Origin of the sequence: Actinomadura sp. 6N118, assembly GCF_044326415.1 — a bacterium.
Classification (GTDB): Bacteria; Actinomycetota; Actinomycetes; order Streptosporangiales; family Streptosporangiaceae; genus Spirillospora.
This window is the reverse complement of sequence record NZ_JBIRAZ010000002.1, coordinates 858,229-874,501: the sequence shown is the minus strand read 5'-3', so window position 1 is coordinate 874,501 and position 16,273 is coordinate 858,229. Positions and strand designations below refer to the sequence as shown.

The window sequence follows — 16,273 nt, the reverse complement described above, 5'->3', positions numbered from 1 at the left end:
TGCCGTCCAGGATGGCGGTGTCTTCGGGGTTGAGCCACCCGTGCAGGTAACAGCCGCCATCCAGCGACCGGCTGACGGTCATCCACGACCGCTGATACCCCCGCTGCGCGTCCTCGGGCGGCTGGTCTTCCCCGGCGAGTTCGGCGACCAGGTCATGGACTCTGCGGCCCAGCCGCGCCAGGTTCCGCGCCGACACCCCGCCAGCCACCGCCTCCAACAAAATGCCCTCGGCCGCCGCGCAGTCCTCATCGTTCAGGCGTTGTACGGCGTCGGCGATGGTGGCGGCATACCCATACGACAGGGCGCCGGTGGCCAGCTGCTGGTTCACCTGCTGCAGGCGGGGGAGTTGGCGGGCCAGGGTGAGGCGTTCTTGGGCGCGGCCCTCGCGCATGCCCAGCCGGCACCGCAACCACGCCTGGGTGGACGCCAGACCCCAGTGCTTGGGCTCGCCGGTCCGGTCCACCACCGCGATCAACCCCGCCAGCACCTGCTCGCCCTGATCCAACGCGGCGGCGAACTGCTCGGCCAGCTCCATGCAGGCGGTCCCGGAGTCGGGTGCCGATCGTTGGGCGAGTTGGGTGGTGATCGCGGCGGCCGCTTCCACCAATTCAGCGGTGGAAGCGGAGTCTAGTCCCGCCACGATCGAATCCATGCTGTTATTCTATCGTCACGTTCGGTGATATTGCAAGGTGTTGAGTGGCGATTGCCAGCGGTATCCGGCCACCTTTTTGTGGCCGGTGCGCTAGGTGGCCGTCCCGCGATTTCCGTTGATCAGGAGCGGCAAGCCGGGAGGTTATGTCGATGTCGTTCGCGGGGATCGGGGTGGTTGTTTGTGGCCGGTTTTGTGAGTGGCTGGGGTGGGGGTCGTCCCACGGTTGTTGTCGGTTGCGGACGGGTGGATTGGGGATTAGGTCGGCTGGTTTGGGTGGGTGGTTGAGCGGTGCCGAAATGACCGTTTGCGGGTTGGTGCGGCTTTGTCGTGGGTGCGGTCACGTTGGTTGCTGTTGCGGATTCTGGTCTGCGCACAAGGGTGATGGTGGTTCTACGCACGAGAACACCGGCCCCACCTTCCAGCGAACGGCGGCTCCACCCCCGTGAAGCGGATTCATGTTCGTGCAGGAGTGGTCCCACCTACCTGGTTCCCTCGCTGCTGCTTGAGGGGTCGTTCCCAATATGACCTCTATGATCATCTGTGGTTTGAAGGTGTCCTCTTAGGTCTTTGGCGGATGTCCTGGATGGGAGTGCGCGGTGTCTGAGTCCTACTGGTGGGAACCGACGGGGAGGCCAGGAGACTTCGGGCCGCTCAGTCCGTGGAATCTTGATCAGACCCAATATCTTGCATGCACCGATACGGCTGTTCGTTGCCTGCCAGCTGTTCTTCAAGGCCGTGTGATCGGGCACCTCTGGGCTTCAGAGACCGAGAATGCCGCCGGCTACGTGGGTAGGGCTGCCACCGGAGCGATCGGGTTCGACGCTGGCGGGCGGTGGTATCGGCGGTTGAAGGAAGCCTGGGACGCTGGCCTGTCCGCGTGGGAGGCGGTGCAGCTGTGGGTTGGCGAGCCAGAGGACCCCAGGGCGGGTGCGATTCCTGACGATGCCGAGGTCCTGGTCCTACCGAATTCCAACGTCGCGCGGTCTCTTGCCGGCTGCGCAGACGGTTACCAACGGCGGCCGAAAGGCTAGAGGCCATCTTCGAGCCTCTCCAGTGATCGCCTGAGGATCGAAGGCGGCCTTGGCCCTCCAGCCCGGAAGCCAGGGCCAAACTCGTCCCGCAGCCGTGCAACCAACTCTCGCCAGGTTGGGCCGAGACCCGCACCGCGGGCGGGCCCACTTCTCACGCGTAGAACCAGGTGATGGTGGGCCGCTCCTGAGATTGCGGGAAATCCCGCCTTCCGCGCGGCTTAAGGTCGAACATCAGCGACCGCCAACCCGCACATCACCAACCAGCCGTGCCCGCCGCCTGCCTTCTTGTCGCTGCCGCTTTTAGACCTTCAGCCCCGCCCCACCCGCCAGTCGGGCGGCGTGCGGAGCCAAAGGGGTGACCGCTGCCGCCAACCGCGAGGCGGCACGAAATAAGCAGCCGCCCGGAAAACTGTGCGTACGCACCTGCCGTGCCCGCCACATGCCTTCTTGTCGCCGCCGCTTTTAGACCTTCAGCCCCGCCCCACCCGCCAGCCGGGCGGCGTGCGGAGCCAAAGGGGTGACCGCTGCCGCCAACCGCGAAGCGGCACGAAATAAGCAGCCGCCCGGAAAACTGTGCGTACGCACCTGCCGTGCCCGCCACATGCCCTTTTGCCGCCGCAGCTTTTGGGTCTTCAGTCCCAACCGACCGGGTGCCGGGCGGGGTGCGGAGCTAAAGGGGTGACCGGTGCCGCCAACCGCGAGCGGCACGAAGTAAGCTGCCACCCGGAAACCTGTCCGCAGGCACCTGCCGCCCCTGCCCACTGCCCTTCTTGTCGCTGGCGCTTTTGGGCCTTCAGCCCCAACCGACCGGGTGCCGGGCGGGGTGCGGAGCTAAAGGGATGACCGCTGCCGCAACCGCGAAGCGGCAAGAAGTGAGCCGCCACCCCAGAAACCTGTGCGTACGCACGTGCCGTCCCTGCCCACTTCCTTCTTGTCGCTGCTGTTTTTAGGCCTTCAGCCCCAACCGACCGGGTGCCAGGCGGGGCGCGAAACCAAAGGGGAGACCGCTGCCGCCAACCGCGCAGCGGCACGAAATAACCTGCCACCCGGAAACCCATGCGTACGCACCTGCCGTGCCTGTCGCCTACCTTCTTGTCGCCGCCGCTATTAGGCCTTTGGCGCCGCCCTGCCCGACAGCCGGGTGGAATGGCCAGTCGAAGGGTGACCGGTGCCGCCAAACGCGAAGCGGCCAGCGTAGTTAACGTCTCGCTTCGCCGCCCCCGCAAAGCGGAGTCGGGCCGCGGACTGCTCACCGTAGTGGCGCTGTCCTCCGGATGGTCATGGACGGGGGACGACCGGGGCCGGACGCTCCGCGCCACCTTCGCTGCGATGCCCGAATAGGCATGAATGCCGGACCCTGGGGGCGGGGCACATCACGTCGTACCGCATCAGCGATGTCGGAGACGTGATGAGATCGCACCTCGCTGTCGTGGCCGCAGCCGCCGCGCTCGCCGGTGCTGCGGCCGGTTACCTTCTGTCCCCGTCGCCGGGGACGGCCGGGACGGAGCACGTGTCGTTCGCGCCGGCCAAGACCAGGCACGTCGCGCTGAACATGCCGGCCCAGGACCGGGCCAAGGCGGCCGCGCTCGGCTACAACCTGTTCGACGTCGATCCGGACGAGGACGAGATCGCTTCGCTGCCGAAGGGCAGCCAGGCGTTGTTGTGGGTCGGCAACACCACCTGCGGCGGCTTCGGGATGACCGAGGACGCGTTCGCCGACACCGTGCGGCGGCTGGCACGCAACCCACGGGTGTACGGGTGGTATCTCAGCGACGAGCCCAACCCGGCGGAGTGCCCGGACATCGTCGCGCAGATCCGCCGGCGGGCCGATGTCATCCACCGATACGCGCCGGGGCAGAAGGCGTTCGCCTCGCTGACGGACTGGACGATGACGCCGCTCAGGCCGTCCGCGACGCACCTGGACCTCATCGGGCTGGATCCGTATCCGTGCCGGACCGACGATCGGGGCTGCGACCTGCGGGCGATCGACCGGATGGTGGGCCAGGCCGTCAAGGCGGGCTTCCCGAAGAGCATGATGGTGCCGGTCTTCCAGACGTTCGGCCAGTCGTGCAACGAGGGCGACCGAAACTGGCGGCTGCCGACCGCGGGGCAGCTCCGATCGATCCTGGCACGCTGGAACGCGCTGCTGCCCAAGCCCGCGTTCGACATCAGCTACTCGTGGGGCCGCCAGTCCGAGTGGGCCTGCCCGACGCTCGCGGACTCCCCCGCGTTGCAGGCGGTCATGAAAGAGCACAACACCAGACGGCTGGGACCGGCTCCGAACGCGCCTGCCACTCCGCCTCGGGATACTCCGCCCCGGGACACGCCGAGCGCACCGGCGGAGACGCCGTCTCCGTGCACGACCGTCAGCTGACGGCGAGCGCCCTGCCTGCCTGAAGCGCGGTCCCGACCGAGTCGCGGAGGACGGACTCGGCGCGCTGGGCGTCGTCCGCCAGCCGTTCGATCTCGTCGCGGGCCAGGTCATGGCCGACGGTCCGGGCGAGCAGGTCGCGGTAGCGCGCGTTCTGCTCGGGCAGCCGTTCGACCACCTGCCATTCGTGGTACGCGTCGTCGGCGTCGCGCGCGCGGCGGGCGTAGGTCTCCAAGGCCTCGATGCGTTCGGTGATGGCGCGTACGGACAGGTCCATCGCGCGGCGCTGAGGTTCGAGGAGGGCGCGGACGCGGGGGGTGAGGCGTTCGGGACGCTGGGCCCGGCGTTCCCGGCGGAGCTTGGTGTGCTCCGCCAGCGCCCATGCGATCTCCCACTCCTGCCGGGGAAGCACGACGGTGTTGTCGATGTCGTCGAGCAACCCGGCCCGGTGCGACTCGGAGCCGAGCACGGCGTCGACGGCCTGCTGTGCGCGCAGCAGCAACTGGGCGGCGGGCCGGTCGAAGTCGGCGGGCAGCAGGTAACGCCCGTGGTAATCCCGCGCGGCCGTCGCGGAGGCCGGTTCGCGCAGGTGCCGGATCGCGCCGATCGTCCACCCTACGAAGCTGGCGGCGGCGAGCACCGCCGCGGCCTCACCCTGGCCGAGGAGGATCAGCAGGATCTGCACGGCCGGGAGCGCCATCATGGCGAACAGCGCCGTGCGGCCCCACCGGAAGACGCCGTCCAGCAACGTGTCGTCGTCGAGCGAGGCGAGGAAGAACACCCGGAACCAGCCGCCCGGCAGCACACCGTAGAAGAACGCGAAGACCGGGATCCAGACGGCGCGGGCGACGATGGTGGCCGCGCCGAGGCGAGGGGCCTGCGGGACCGGCAGGCTGGCGGCGACGAGGCGTTCGGGGTCTGCCGCAAGGAAAGCGCGCTCGCGGGTGGGAACGGACGGGTCGAAGACGGGCCGAGGGCGGCTGTCACTCATTGGCTCTCCCACCGAAGAGGAACCGTTATCTCATAGTGGGCTTTTGGCTCGTTCTGGTCCACCGGGATGCGTGTGACCGGTCCCGCGCTGACCGATCTCCCGCTGACCGGTCGCCGACTTACCGGTCGCTGACTGACCGGTCGCCCTCGCGAGGGCGGCAGCGATGTCGTGCGGCCCCGGGCGGGGGAGGATCGCGGCGAGGTGGGCGTCGGGACGGATGAGCCAGACTTCGCCGGGGCGCATGTCGACGGCGCTCGAGCCCAGGTCTTTGAGGTGAACGACGTTGACGGGCGCGGCGGTGGCCGAACGGGCGGCGTCCGCGAGCTGCTCGTCCTCCCCGTCCATCAGCAGCGTGAAGCCGTCCCGTAGCAGCTCTCTCAGCCGGGTGATCTCGGGACGCCCCGCGATCCGGACGCGGGTGTCGGGCACGATGACGCCCGGCGCCAGGGTTTGCGGCGCACCCTTGGGCGGGCGGCCGGCGGGCGCCGGCCGAGTGGGCTCGGGAGTGGTGAGGGGCGAACCGGTGTACCAGAACGGCTCGGCGAAGCGACCCGAGTCGATCTCTCCGGCCATCGCGGGATCAGCCGCGGCGCGGTCCAGCGCGGCGCGGCGGCGGTCCCGTTCGGCGGCCGTCTGCGGGACGAGGAAGCGCATGGTGGCGGCGGTGACGTCGAGGTTCTCCAGCGCGGCCGCGTGCCGTTCGAGGTGATAGGTCTCCAGCAGATCGTCCGGCGCCCAGCCACGGGCCACGAACGCGATCTTCCAGGCGGCGTTCTCGGCGTCGGGGACGCCGGAGTTGAGGCCGCGTGCGCCGAACGGGGCGTACAGGTGCGCGCAGTCCCCGGCGAGCAGCACCCGTCCGATCCCCATCCGGTCGGCGACCCGGGAGTGGAACCGGTACACCGACACCCACGACGTCTCGTAGGGGGCGTCCCCGATGATCTGGCGGATCCGGCGGTCGAGGCCCCCGTTCGCGCGTTCCTCCGCCAGCGAGAATCCAGGCGGCACTTGCCAGTCGATGCGGTAACTCGACCTCGGGCAGGGGTGAATCAGCACCTGGCGTCCCGGGTTCCACGGCGGATCGAAGTAGAACCTGCGCTCGTGTTCCCACCCGCCCAGATCCGCCCGCAGGTCCACGATCAGGAACCGGTCGTCGAAGCTCTCCCCGGGGAAGCTCACACCGAGCGCCCGCCGCAGGACGTCGGAACGGGCACCCGAGCACGCCACCACGTACGACGCCCTGATCTCCTCTCCCGTCGCACAACGCAACGTCACGCCCCGGGCGTCCTGCTCCAGCTCGGCGACGTCCAGCCCGCGCCGGACCTCGATGAGATCGCCCCGCGCTGCCACACACTCTTCGAGGATCTCCTCTGTACGGGTCTGGGAGATGTTGACGCACGGCGGCAACGTCTCCGTGTCGGCGAACCGCCACGAGAACAGCTCCTGCTCCCGGTAGTACGTGCGAGCCGTGGTCCAGGCGAGGCCCTCCTCCGCGACCGCGGAGGCACCGGCGGACGCCCAGATGTCGAGCACGTCGCGCTGCTGGCAGATCGACCGGGAACCCTCAGGTGCACGGACGGGCTCACGTTCAAGCACGATCACGGGAAGGCTCCAGCGGGCGAGCAGCAGGGCCGCGGTCAGGCCGACCGGACCGGCGCCGATGACGGCGACCGGATCCGAGTCCGAGTCCGAGTCCGAGTCCGGCTCCGAGTCTGGGTCCGGGTCCGGGTCCGGGTCCGGCTTCGGGACCGACTTCGGGACCGGCTCTGCGACCGGGACCTGGTTCGACATCGCGTCAGTCCTGCAGTTCGGACCACACCTGGCGGTCCCGTTCGGCGGTCCAAATGCGGGGTCGTTCGATGCCGTCCAGCTCGTCCCACAGCCGAGAGACGTCGAACGGCAGGCAGTGCTCGAAGATGGGCCAGCCGCCATAGTCTGGCGCCAAGGCCGCGTGCACGGCGTGGAAGGCATCCTTAAGCGTGCCGCCCCGATCCCGTACGGCCTGGACCTCGCGGATCATCACTGTGAGGAATTCGCGGGTCTGGGCGATGGCCGCCCGCACCTTGTCGCGGCCGTGCGCGACGACGCCCCGGCCGCCGACCAGCGTCTCGGCGGGGAACCCGGCGATGTGGTCGAGGGTGCCGGACGCCCACTCCCGGTGGAACGCGTCGCCCGTGTAAAGCGCCGCCTGCGTCTCCACCAGGTCACCCGCGAACAGGATCCGCTGCCGCGGCAGCCAGGCGACGATGTCGCCCTCGGTGTGACCGCGCCCGCAGTACGCGAGGTCCAGCTCGCCGCGGTCGCCGCCCAGGTCGATCGAGAGCGTGCGGGAGAACGTGACGGTCGGCCAGGTGAGCCCCGGGATCGTCGCGGGATCCTTGAACAGCCGGGGCATCCGGCCGAACTCCGACTCCCAGTCCTGCTTGCCGCGCTCGGCGATGAGCGCCCGGGTGCGGTCGTGCGCGATGATCGACGACGTGCCGAACGCACTCGCGCCGAGGGTGCGCACCGCGTGGTAGTGCGAGAGCACCAGATGGCGGATCGGCTTGTCGGTGTGGGCGCGGAGGACGGTCAGCCAGTCGCGGGCGGCCGCCGGGGTCGCCAGGGCCTCGAAGCAGACGAGGAAGTCCTCGCCCTCGATGGCCCCCACATTGGGGTCGCCCTCCGCAGTGAGGGCGTACACCCCTTCGGCGAGGATCTCCAAGGTCTGCGTCTTGTCGGAGAGATCGGCTGAGGACGCGAACGGCCTGGGCATCGTTGCCCCTTCGCTGTGTGAACCTGATGCGCTGAGTGGATCTGATGCGCTGGATGGACTGGGCGCATTGGTTCATTCCACGGCGGAGGGGCCGATAACCGTCAGGCGGGATGCGGCGATTCGATCCAGGTCTCGTGGAGGTGACGCCACCGCAGCCCTGCCCCCTGCTGCCCGGTTCCCTCCCGACCGGTTCCCTCGCGTACGAAGACGACGGTGCTTCGGCGGGTGCTGCGTTCGGCCGGGGACGTCTGGTGCTCCTCGTAGACGGCCACGATCAGGTTGTCGCGCTCCTCCAGCACCCGCACGTCCCGGATCTCGATGACCAAGCCGGGCATGGCGCCGTGCGCGCCTTCGAGCCCGGCCATCAGCCCGTCGCGGGGTGTCGCGTCGCCGCCGGGGCCGTTCAGCACGAAGTCGGGCGTGTGCCGGGCCACGAACGTCCCGTACGCCTGCGCGGATCGATCGGCGTCCCCGCGCAGCCAGGCCTCGATGAACCGGTGCTGATCGACGATCTCGGCCTCGACCTGGCCCCGCGTGCCATCTGTATGCGCGCTGTCGCTCTGTGTGTTGTGCAAGTGTGGACCTCTCTCGCAATACGGGACATCCAGGGTAAGAAGATCTTGAATGGGGAAGGAAATCCAGCGTGAACGTCGTGCTCGGGCTGACGGCCGTCCTGGTGCTGACCGCCGCCACCGGCTACTTCGTGGCGCAGGAGTTCGCCTACGTCACCGCCGACCGCCTCGCGCTGGACCATCAGGCCAAGGACGGCGACCGCCGCGCGGCCCGCGCCGTGCGGGTGATGGAACGCCTGTCCTTCATGCTCTCGGGCGCCCAGCTGGGCATCACCGTGACGGCCCTGGTCGTCGGGTTCATCGCCAAGCCGGCGCTCGCCGACCTGATCGCCCCGCCGCTGCGCGCGTTCGGCGTCCCGGAAGCCGCGGTCGGCGGCATCGCGGTGGCCACCGGCTTCGCACTGGCGACGATCATCCAGATGGTGCTGGGCGAGTTGTTCCCCAAGAACCTGGCGCTGGCCCGCGCGGAAGTGCTGGCCCGCGCGCTGGCCTCCTCCACCCTCATCTACCTGACGCTGGCGGCGCCGTTGATCAAGCTGTTCGACGCCGCCGCGAACAAGCTGCTGCGCTCCGTCGGCATCGAGCCGGTGGAGGAGCTGCGTCACGGCGCCACGCTGGAGGAGCTGGGCCACATCATCGGCGAGTCCGGCGAGCACCTGGAAGCCGGTCACTCCGAGCTGCTCGAACGGGCGCTGGCGTTCTCCGAGCGCACCGCCGACGAGGTGATGGTGCCGCGCGTGGACGTGGTCCTCGTCCCGGCGTCGGCCATGGCGAGCGAGCTCAGCGATGTCATCACCGCCCACGGGCACACGCGTTATCCGATCGTCGGCGACAGCATCGACGACGTGGTCGGCACCATCGGGCTGGACGAGCTGATCCGGCTCACCCCTGACGAGTCCGACCGGACGCCGGTTCGCGGCATGGCCCGGCCCGCGCTCCTCGTGCCGGACACACTGCCGTTGCCCGACGTGGTGACGCTGCTGCGCGCGGACGGCGGCGCGATGGCCTGCGTGATCGACGAGTACGGCGGCTTCGCCGGCGTGCTCACCTGGGAGGACATCGCGGAGGAGCTGGTCGGGGAGATCGCCGACGAGATCGACGTCGAGGAGGACCTGGCCATCCGGCGCGGCGAATGGTGGACGACCGACGCCGGGCTGCGGGTGGACGAGGTCGCGCACGAGACCGGCATCGCCCTGCCCGAAGGCGACTACGAGACCGTCGCCGGCCTGATCCTCAAACAGCTCGGCCGGATCGCCGAGCCGGGCGACCGCGTCACGGTGGACGTGCCGCCGCAACATCTGGACGACCCACCCCGCCAGGCCACGATCGAGGTGCTGAACATCCACCGGCACGTACCGGAGATGATCCGCATCCGGTCCGTCGAGCGCGACATCGGACCTTCTGGAGGCAGGGACGCCGAAGGCCGGGATCTTGAAGGCAGAGACACTGAAGGCAGAGACGCTGAAGGCAGGGACGGATGAGCCTCTCCGTCGGCATTCCGCTCACCATCCTCCTGCTGCTGGGCAACGGGTTCTTCGTGGCGGCGGAGTTCGCGCTGGTGGCCGCCAAGCGGCCGCGGCTGGAACGCGCCGCCGCCGAGGGCAGCCGGGCCGCCGCGGCCGCCGTCGCCGGGATCCGCGAGCTGTCGCTGATGCTCGCGGGCGCCCAGCTGGGCATCACGATGTGCTCGCTGGGGCTGGGCCTGGTCTCCGAGCCGGTGATCGCCCAGACCCTGACGCCGGTGTTCCACGACGCCGGGCTGCCGGAGGCCGGCGCGCACGCGGTGGCGTTCGTCCTGGCCCTGGCCCTGGTGACGTTCCTGCACATGGTGATCGGCGAGATGGCGCCCAAGTCATGGGCGATCGCCCGTCCCGAACGTTCGGTCATGATGCTGGCGCCGCCGTTCCGCGCGTTCACCGCGGTCGTCCGGCCGTTGCTCGCCGCGCTCAACACCGTCACCAACCTGCTGCTGCGGATGATCGGCGTGTCGCCGCGGGACGCGATGAGCGTGTCCCGCACCCCGGAGCAGCTGCGTGACCTGGTGGAGGAGTCGCGTCGGCTGGGCCTCATCGAGGAGCCGGACGTCCAGCTGCTCAAGGCGGCCCTGGAGGCCCCGGAGTCCCCGCTCGAAAACCTGATGACACCGGTCGACGAGATGGTGTCGGTCCCGCCGTCGGCCACCCCGCAGGAGGTCATCGACACCTCGATCCGCACCGGCCGCACCCGGATCATGCTCCGTGGCCGCGGCCAGACGGGCCCGCCCCGCATGGTCCACGTCCGCGACGCCTACCTGGCCCGCGCCCGCAGCCGCCGGACCCCCGCCAGCCAGCTCGCTCACCGCGTCCCCACTCTCACGGTCGGCACCCCGGTGACGGAGGCGGTCACCACCCTGCAGAACCACCAGAGCCACCTGGGCCTGGTCCTGGGCCGCGACGGCACCCCGGTCGGCCTGATCACCCTCGACGATCTCGTCACGACCCTCCTGACCCCCGAACGGGCCGAACGCACCGGACGGACCGAGCGCACAGGGCATATCGAGCCACACGTCAACTCTGGTTGACATTCGCCAAGTGTCAACCTAGATTGACACCATGAGCGACGGAGTGAAGCTCGCCCAGGAGGCGGGCAGCCAGGATCCGGCCGTCGGGCTGCGGGCCGTGCGGGCATTGCGCGAGCTGGCCGAACGCCTGGAGGCGCTCCAGGTGGCCAGCGCCCGCGACCAGGGCTGGTCCTGGCAGGAGATCGCGGTCTGCCTCGGCGTGAGCAGGCAGGCCGTTCACAAGAAGCACGGCGGCGGCCGGCGGATTCTGAAGAAGGAGCGTTGACGGATGTTCGAACGGTTCACCCAGCAGGCCCGGGACGCCGTGACCGGGGCCCAGCAGGAGGCCCGCGACCTCGGTCACGGCCGGATCGGCCCCGAGCATCTGCTGCTCGCCCTCATCGCCTGCGACGGCCCCGCCGCGGCGGCGATGCGGGCCCAGGGTTTGGAGATCACGGCGATGCGCGCCGCGGTCGCGCGGCTCGCGGCGGACACGAGCGCCGACCCGCTTGATCCGGAAGCACTGCGGACCCTTGGGATCGACTTGGACGCGGTACGCCAGGCCACGGAGCAGACGTTCGGCGAGGGAGCCCTGGACGCGCCGCCCGGACGGTTCCGGGGATCCGGCAAGCGCCATCTCCCCTTCGGCCCCTCGGCCAAGAAGTCGCTGGAGCTGAGCCTGCGGCAGGCGCTGCGGCTCAAGCACAACTACATCGGCGCCGGCCATGTCCTGTTGGGCATCCTGCAGGACCGCGACCCGCGAGCCGTCCGGGTGCTGGTGGAGTCGGGGGCCGACATCGACGAGCTCCGCACCGAGGTCACGCGTTTCATCGCCGCCGAGGCGGCCTGACCATGGGTTCACTGGTGGAAGCCCTCAGGACCCTCATCCCCGCCGAACGGGTCGTCACCGATCCCGGTGTCGTCTCCGCCTACGTCCGGGACGAGGCGCAGTGGGCGCCGTACGGAGCTCCGGCGGCGCTCGTGCGGGCGGCGAGCACGGAGGACGTGCAGGCCGTGGTCTCCGAATGCGCGGAACGCGGCGTGCCGGTCGTGCCGCGAGGCGCCGGGACGGGACTGTCGGGCGGCGCCAACGCCATCGAGGGGTGCGTGCTGCTCTCGCTGGAGGCGATGAACGAGATCGTCGAGATCGACGCGCACGAGCGGCTGGCGGTCGTCCAGCCCGGCGTGGTCAACGACCACCTGCGTGCCGCCTGTGCCGAGCAGGGGCTCTGGTACCCGCCGGACCCGGCGAGCTCGCCCTGGTCCACGATCGGCGGCAACGTGGCCACCAACGCGGGCGGGCTGTGCTGCGTGAAGTACGGCGTGACCCGCGACTACGTGCTGGCCGTCCAGGCGGTCGTGGGCCGCGGCGAGGTCGTCCGGCTCGGCCGCCGTACCGCCAAGGGCGTGGTGGGATACGACCTGTGCGGGCTGATGGTCGGCTCGGAGGGCACGCTCGGCGTCATCACTGAGATCACCGTGCGGCTGCGCGGGGCACGGGCCGCCGAGCGCACGGTCGTCGGTTACTTCGACACCCTGGAGGCCGCCGGGGAGGCGGTCAGCGCCATCACCGCCGCCGGGGTCGTGCCGAGCGCGCTGGAGCTGATCGACCGGCACTGCCTGCGCGCCGTGGACGAGTGGAAGAACATGGGCCTGTCAGCCGACGCGAACGTGCTGCTCCTCGGCCGCACCGACGCCCCGGGGGAGGCGGGCGACGCCGAGGCCGACACGATGGCCGACTGCTTCAAACGCGCCGGGGCCACGTGGAGCACCCGTTCGACCGACCAGGAGGAGGCCGAGGCGCTCTTCTCGGCCCGCCGCCTCGCCTACCCCGCACTCGAACGGCTCGGACCGGTGCTCACCGAGGACGTGTGCGTCCCGCGCGGGCTCGTTCCGGAGATGCTCTCCCGCATCGAACGCGCCGCCCGCGACCACGGCACCCATATCGCCAACGTCGCGCACGCGGGCGACGGCAACCTGCACCCGCTGATCATCGTGCCCGCCGGCGACGATGGCGCCCGAGCCCGAGCCGAGCGCGCGTTCGACCAGATCATCGACGACGCGATCGCGCTCGGCGGCACCGTCACCGGCGAGCACGGCGTCGGCCTCCTCAAGCGCCGCGGCCTGCACGCCGAACTCGACCCCGCAGTGGTCGCCATGCACCACGCCGTGAAGAACGCGCTGGACCCGGCGGGCATCTTCAACCCCGGCAAGGTCTTCGGCACCCCCGGCTGAGAGAGCCCGGGCGGCGCGGCTAGCCGACGACCGGTGCCAGGTAACCGCGCAACACCTTCTTGAGTTCGGCAATGGCGGCGGCCCGCTCGTCACCTTCGGCGGAGGTCACGAGCGGGACCATCGCCTGGAAGATCTGGATGAGCACACGGGCCATGCGCACACGATCGTCGGCGGGAATGCCGGGGGCTCGGACGGCGAGCATCCGCTCGACCCGGCCGAGGAGGGCCGCCTGGATCGGCTGGGCGGCCTCGGCCAGTCCGGGCGGCATGTCCGGGCGGGCGAACAGGGCTTTGAACCCCGGGTTGGCGATGTTGAACGCGACGATCGGGTCGACCATGCGGTCGAGCAGGTCGTCGAGCCCCACACCGGCGAAGTCGATCCCGTCGAACGCCTCCTGGTGGGCCGTCCGCATCTGCGTGACGAAGCGGTCGGCCAGCGCCTGCGCGATCGCCTCCTTGTTCTTGAAGAACTGGTAGAGCGAGCCCGGCGAGACCCCCGCCGCCGAGGCGATCGCGTTGGTCGTGGCCGCCTCGTACCCGCTCTTCGCGAACACCTCGGCGGCCGCGGTCAGGATCTCCTCCATCCGCCGTTCGCCACGCGCCTGCCGTCGCCGCGGCGGCCGTTCCTCCACGCCCTGTTCCTCCACGCCCCGTTCCTCCAAGCGCTGCCTCCCTGGATTGCGAACCCGGATTGCAAACACGAGCAATCACTCGTATTCTCCGAAGCTAATGCGAGCGGTCGCTCGTAAAACTCACCCTACCCAGGGGGACCCCATGCTCGGAAGGTTCGTCGTACGCAGATCGCGGTGGATCGTGGCGGTCGGCGCGGCGCTGCTCGTCCTCGCCGCGGTGATCGGTGCCGGCACGCTCAACGTGCTCTCACTCAACCGCTTCGAGGCGCCCGGCTCGGAGTCGATGCGGGTCCGAGAGGTGCTCGCCCAGGACTTCGGCACAGGCAGCCCGAACGTCGCGCTCCTGGTGACGGCACGTCAGGGCACCGTGGACAGCCCCGAGGCCGCCGATGCAGGCAAGCGGCTCACGGCCGAGCTGGCCGCCTACCCCGGTGTGGGTGACGCCTGGTCGTACTGGACGCGCGGCACCCCCGAGACGCTCCGCAGCAGCGACGCCCGCCAGGCCGTCGTGCTCGCCTGGCTGCCCGGCGACGCCGATCATGTGCGCCGGGAGATCCTCCCCGAACTCGCTCCCCGCTTCGAGCGAACGCAGGCCGCGGTGACCGTTGAGGTCGGCGGCGCGGACGAGGTGTTCCGGCAGGTCATGGAGCAGGCGCGGCAAGACTTCCTGCGGGCGGAGCTGGTGATCCTGCCGCTCGTGCTGCTGCTGTTGTGGCTGGTCTACCGGCGGTTCTCGGCGGCGCTGGTCACGCTGGGCGTCGGCCTCTTCGCGGTGCTCGGCTCGCTGGCGCTGCTCCGGGGTGTGGTCGCGTTCACCGAGATCTCCACGTTCGCGTCCAACCTTTCACTGGTGATGGGCATCGGGCTCGGTGTGGACTACGGGCTGTTGGTCATCTTCCGGTTCAGGGAGGAGCTGCGGCGTGGGCTCGACGTGCCGGTGGCGGTGCGGCGCACGGTCCGCGGCGCCGGGCGCACGGTGCTCTTCAGCGGGATCACGGTGGCGGCGGCGCTGTCGGTGTTGCTGGTCTTCCCGTTCCCGTTCCTGAGCTCGTTCGCGTACGCGGGAGTCGCGGTCGTCATCGCGGCGGTGGTCGGCGCGACCGTCCTCCTGCCCGCCGCCCTCATGTTGCTGGGCCACCGGGTCCAGCGCCACGCGGAGCCGCGCGACGGGCTCTGGTACGGCCTCGCCAACCAGGTGATGCGGCGGCCACTCCTCCTCGGCGGCGCGGCCCTGGGCATCGTGCTCGTGCTCGGCGCCCCGTTCCTCGGGATCCGTTTCGGCCTGTCGGACGACCGCGTATTGCCGAACTCGGCGCCGGCCCGTCAGATGTACGACCAGATCCGCGCGGGTTTCCCGGTCGAGGAGGCCGACGCTCTGCAGGTCGTCGCCCCGGGCACTGACCGGCGAACCGTCGCGCCCTACGCCGCGCGCCTGTCCCAGATCGACGGCGTGGTCCGGGTGGACACGATCAACCCCGCCAAGGGCGCTGCCAATAGCGCAGCCAGGGGCACCGCGCTCTCCGTCGTCGTGTCGTCCGAACGGCGCGAGGCCGACACCAGCGGGCTCGTCCGGGAGGTACGAGGCGTGCCCGCCCCGTTCGAGGTCCTCGTCGGCGGCTCCCCCGCCGAGCTGACCGACTACCGCGACCGCGTGACGGCACGGCTGCCGCTGGTGGCGGGGCTGATCATCCTGGTGACGTTCGTCGTGCTCTTCCTGATGACGGGCAGCGTCGTCGCACCGCTCAAGGCGGCGCTGCTCAACATGTTGAGCCTGTCGGTGATGTTCGGGGCACTGGTGTTCGTCTTCCAGGAGGGCCACCTGTCGGGGCTGCTGGGCTTCACGCCGACGGGATCGATCGAGCCGAGCGTCCCGATTCTGATGTTCTGCATCGCGTACGGGCTGTCGATGGACTATGAGGTCTTCCTGCTGTCCCGGATCAAGGAGGAGTACGACCGGACAGGCGACGCCCTGCGTTCAATACCGATCGGCATCGCCCGGAGCGCGCCCCTGGTCACGGCCGCAGCGCTCATCCTGGCCGTGTCGTTCGCCACGTACGCGAGCGGCCGGGTGGTGCTCCTCCAGCAGCTCGGCATCGGCATGGCGCTCACCGTCCTCGTCGACGCGACGCTCATCCGGGGCGTGCTGCTGCCCGCGTTCATGCGTCTCGCCGGGCCGGTCAACTGGTGGGCGCCCCGCCCGCTGCGCCGCCTGCACAACCTGGCACGAAGCGGGTATGCGTCCCCTATGAATGATCACGAAGACCTGGGCCATGAGCCCGACGAGACCCACGACAAGGAGTTCGCGCCGGTCAACCGGGGTGCCGACGCCCGCGGCCGCCAGAAGGACCCCGGCCCTCGGGATGTCAGCGGCACCGGCGTACCCGGCGTGGACACACCGCATCCCGACACCCTTCCGCCCACCGAAGAGGGAGTGCAGGAGGCCGAACGCCACGACGACTCCCGCTGACGGCGCCAGGTGGAACGCAGCCAAGGAAG

General features: G+C 70.1%; 13 protein-coding genes. 7 read left to right on the top strand and 6 right to left on the bottom strand.

The window, feature by feature from the left end; genetic code table 11:
• Positions 1–652, bottom strand: a 652-nt coding sequence (locus tag ACH34W_RS07855) for a DUF222 domain-containing protein (protein WP_395960032.1), incomplete at its 3' end; no start/stop codon positions are given.
• A gap of 2,439 nt (positions 653–3,091) precedes the next feature.
• On the opposite strand from ACH34W_RS07855, the gene ACH34W_RS07850 reads away from it, so the two are divergent.
• The gene (locus ACH34W_RS07850) at positions 3,092–4,057 is read left to right on the top strand and encodes a hypothetical protein (RefSeq protein WP_395960031.1); all 966 of its coding nucleotides are present in this window, start codon (positions 3,092–3,094) and stop codon (positions 4,055–4,057) included.
• Here ACH34W_RS07850 and ACH34W_RS07845 read toward each other — a convergent pair.
• The 4 genes from ACH34W_RS07845 to ACH34W_RS07830 form a co-directional block, all read right to left on the bottom strand.
• Complete coding sequence (locus ACH34W_RS07845; RefSeq protein ID WP_395960030.1) at positions 4,050–5,045, bottom strand: hypothetical protein; 996 nt, start codon at positions 5,043–5,045, stop codon at positions 4,050–4,052. The two genes, ACH34W_RS07850 and ACH34W_RS07845, sit on opposite strands and share 8 nt — an antisense overlap.
• Positions 5,046–5,075: 30 nt before the next feature.
• Positions 5,076–6,836: an FAD-dependent monooxygenase gene (locus tag ACH34W_RS07840; RefSeq protein WP_395960029.1), complete on the bottom strand. Its 1,761-nt coding sequence runs from the start codon at positions 6,834–6,836 to the stop codon at positions 5,076–5,078.
• A gap of 4 nt (positions 6,837–6,840) precedes the next feature.
• Complete coding sequence (locus ACH34W_RS07835) at positions 6,841–7,800, bottom strand: MBL fold metallo-hydrolase (protein ID WP_395960028.1); 960 nt, start codon at positions 7,798–7,800, stop codon at positions 6,841–6,843.
• 101 nt (positions 7,801–7,901) lie between these two features.
• The gene (locus ACH34W_RS07830) at positions 7,902–8,375 is read right to left on the bottom strand and encodes a nuclear transport factor 2 family protein (RefSeq protein ID WP_395960027.1); all 474 of its coding nucleotides are present in this window, start codon (positions 8,373–8,375) and stop codon (positions 7,902–7,904) included.
• 68 nt (positions 8,376–8,443) lie between these two features.
• Here ACH34W_RS07830 and ACH34W_RS07825 point away from each other — a divergent pair, with 68 nt between their 5' ends.
• From ACH34W_RS07825 to ACH34W_RS07805, 5 genes are read left to right on the top strand one after another with little or no spacing between them, the layout of a single operon-like run.
• Positions 8,444–9,853: a hemolysin family protein gene (locus ACH34W_RS07825; RefSeq protein WP_395960026.1), complete on the top strand. Its 1,410-nt coding sequence runs from the start codon at positions 8,444–8,446 to the stop codon at positions 9,851–9,853.
• Positions 9,850–10,932 (top strand): hemolysin family protein, encoded by a 1,083-nt coding sequence (locus tag ACH34W_RS07820; protein WP_395960025.1) that lies wholly within the window; start codon positions 9,850–9,852, stop codon positions 10,930–10,932. Before ACH34W_RS07825 ends, ACH34W_RS07820 begins: the two co-directional genes overlap by 4 nt.
• A 31-nt stretch (positions 10,933–10,963) precedes the next feature.
• On the top strand, positions 10,964–11,197 hold the full coding sequence (locus tag ACH34W_RS07815; protein ID WP_395960024.1) for a helix-turn-helix domain-containing protein: 234 nt from the start codon (positions 10,964–10,966) through the stop codon (positions 11,195–11,197).
• A 3-nt stretch (positions 11,198–11,200) separates the two neighbouring features.
• Positions 11,201–11,761, top strand: a complete 561-nt coding sequence (locus ACH34W_RS07810; RefSeq protein ID WP_395960023.1) for a Clp protease N-terminal domain-containing protein — start codon at positions 11,201–11,203, stop codon at positions 11,759–11,761.
• A gap of 2 nt (positions 11,762–11,763) precedes the next feature.
• On the top strand, positions 11,764–13,146 hold the full coding sequence (locus ACH34W_RS07805) for an FAD-binding oxidoreductase (RefSeq protein ID WP_395960022.1): 1,383 nt from the start codon (positions 11,764–11,766) through the stop codon (positions 13,144–13,146).
• 19 nt (positions 13,147–13,165) lie between these two features.
• Here the strand turns inward: ACH34W_RS07805 and ACH34W_RS07800 are convergent, their stop codons facing one another.
• Complete coding sequence (locus ACH34W_RS07800) at positions 13,166–13,807, bottom strand: TetR/AcrR family transcriptional regulator (protein WP_395960021.1); 642 nt, start codon at positions 13,805–13,807, stop codon at positions 13,166–13,168.
• A gap of 112 nt (positions 13,808–13,919) precedes the next feature.
• On the opposite strand from ACH34W_RS07800, the gene ACH34W_RS07795 reads away from it, so the two are divergent.
• A complete protein-coding gene (locus ACH34W_RS07795; RefSeq protein ID WP_395960020.1) occupies positions 13,920–16,244 on the top strand; it encodes an MMPL family transporter in 2,325 nt (774 codons plus the stop codon).
• Positions 16,245–16,273 lie beyond the last annotated feature (29 nt).

Bases quoted from the DNA above. Each gene is read 5' to 3' on its own strand.
- ACH34W_RS07850 (WP_395960031.1), top strand. From the start codon at position 3,092: ATGAGATCGCACCTCGCTGTCGTGGCCGCAGCCGCCGCGCTCGCCGGT.
- ACH34W_RS07845 (WP_395960030.1), bottom strand. From the start codon at position 5,045: ATGAGTGACAGCCGCCCTCGGCCCGTCTTCGACCCGTCCGTTCCCACC.
- ACH34W_RS07840 (WP_395960029.1), bottom strand. From the start codon at position 6,836: ATGTCGAACCAGGTCCCGGTCGCAGAGCCGGTCCCGAAGTCGGTCCCG.
- ACH34W_RS07835 (WP_395960028.1), bottom strand. From the start codon at position 7,800: ATGCCCAGGCCGTTCGCGTCCTCAGCCGATCTCTCCGACAAGACGCAG.
- ACH34W_RS07820 (WP_395960025.1), top strand. From the start codon at position 9,850: ATGAGCCTCTCCGTCGGCATTCCGCTCACCATCCTCCTGCTGCTGGGC.
- ACH34W_RS07815 (WP_395960024.1), top strand. From the start codon at position 10,964: ATGAGCGACGGAGTGAAGCTCGCCCAGGAGGCGGGCAGCCAGGATCCG.
- ACH34W_RS07810 (WP_395960023.1), top strand. From the start codon at position 11,201: ATGTTCGAACGGTTCACCCAGCAGGCCCGGGACGCCGTGACCGGGGCC.
- ACH34W_RS07805 (WP_395960022.1), top strand. From the start codon at position 11,764: ATGGGTTCACTGGTGGAAGCCCTCAGGACCCTCATCCCCGCCGAACGG.
- ACH34W_RS07795 (WP_395960020.1), top strand. From the start codon at position 13,920: ATGCTCGGAAGGTTCGTCGTACGCAGATCGCGGTGGATCGTGGCGGTC.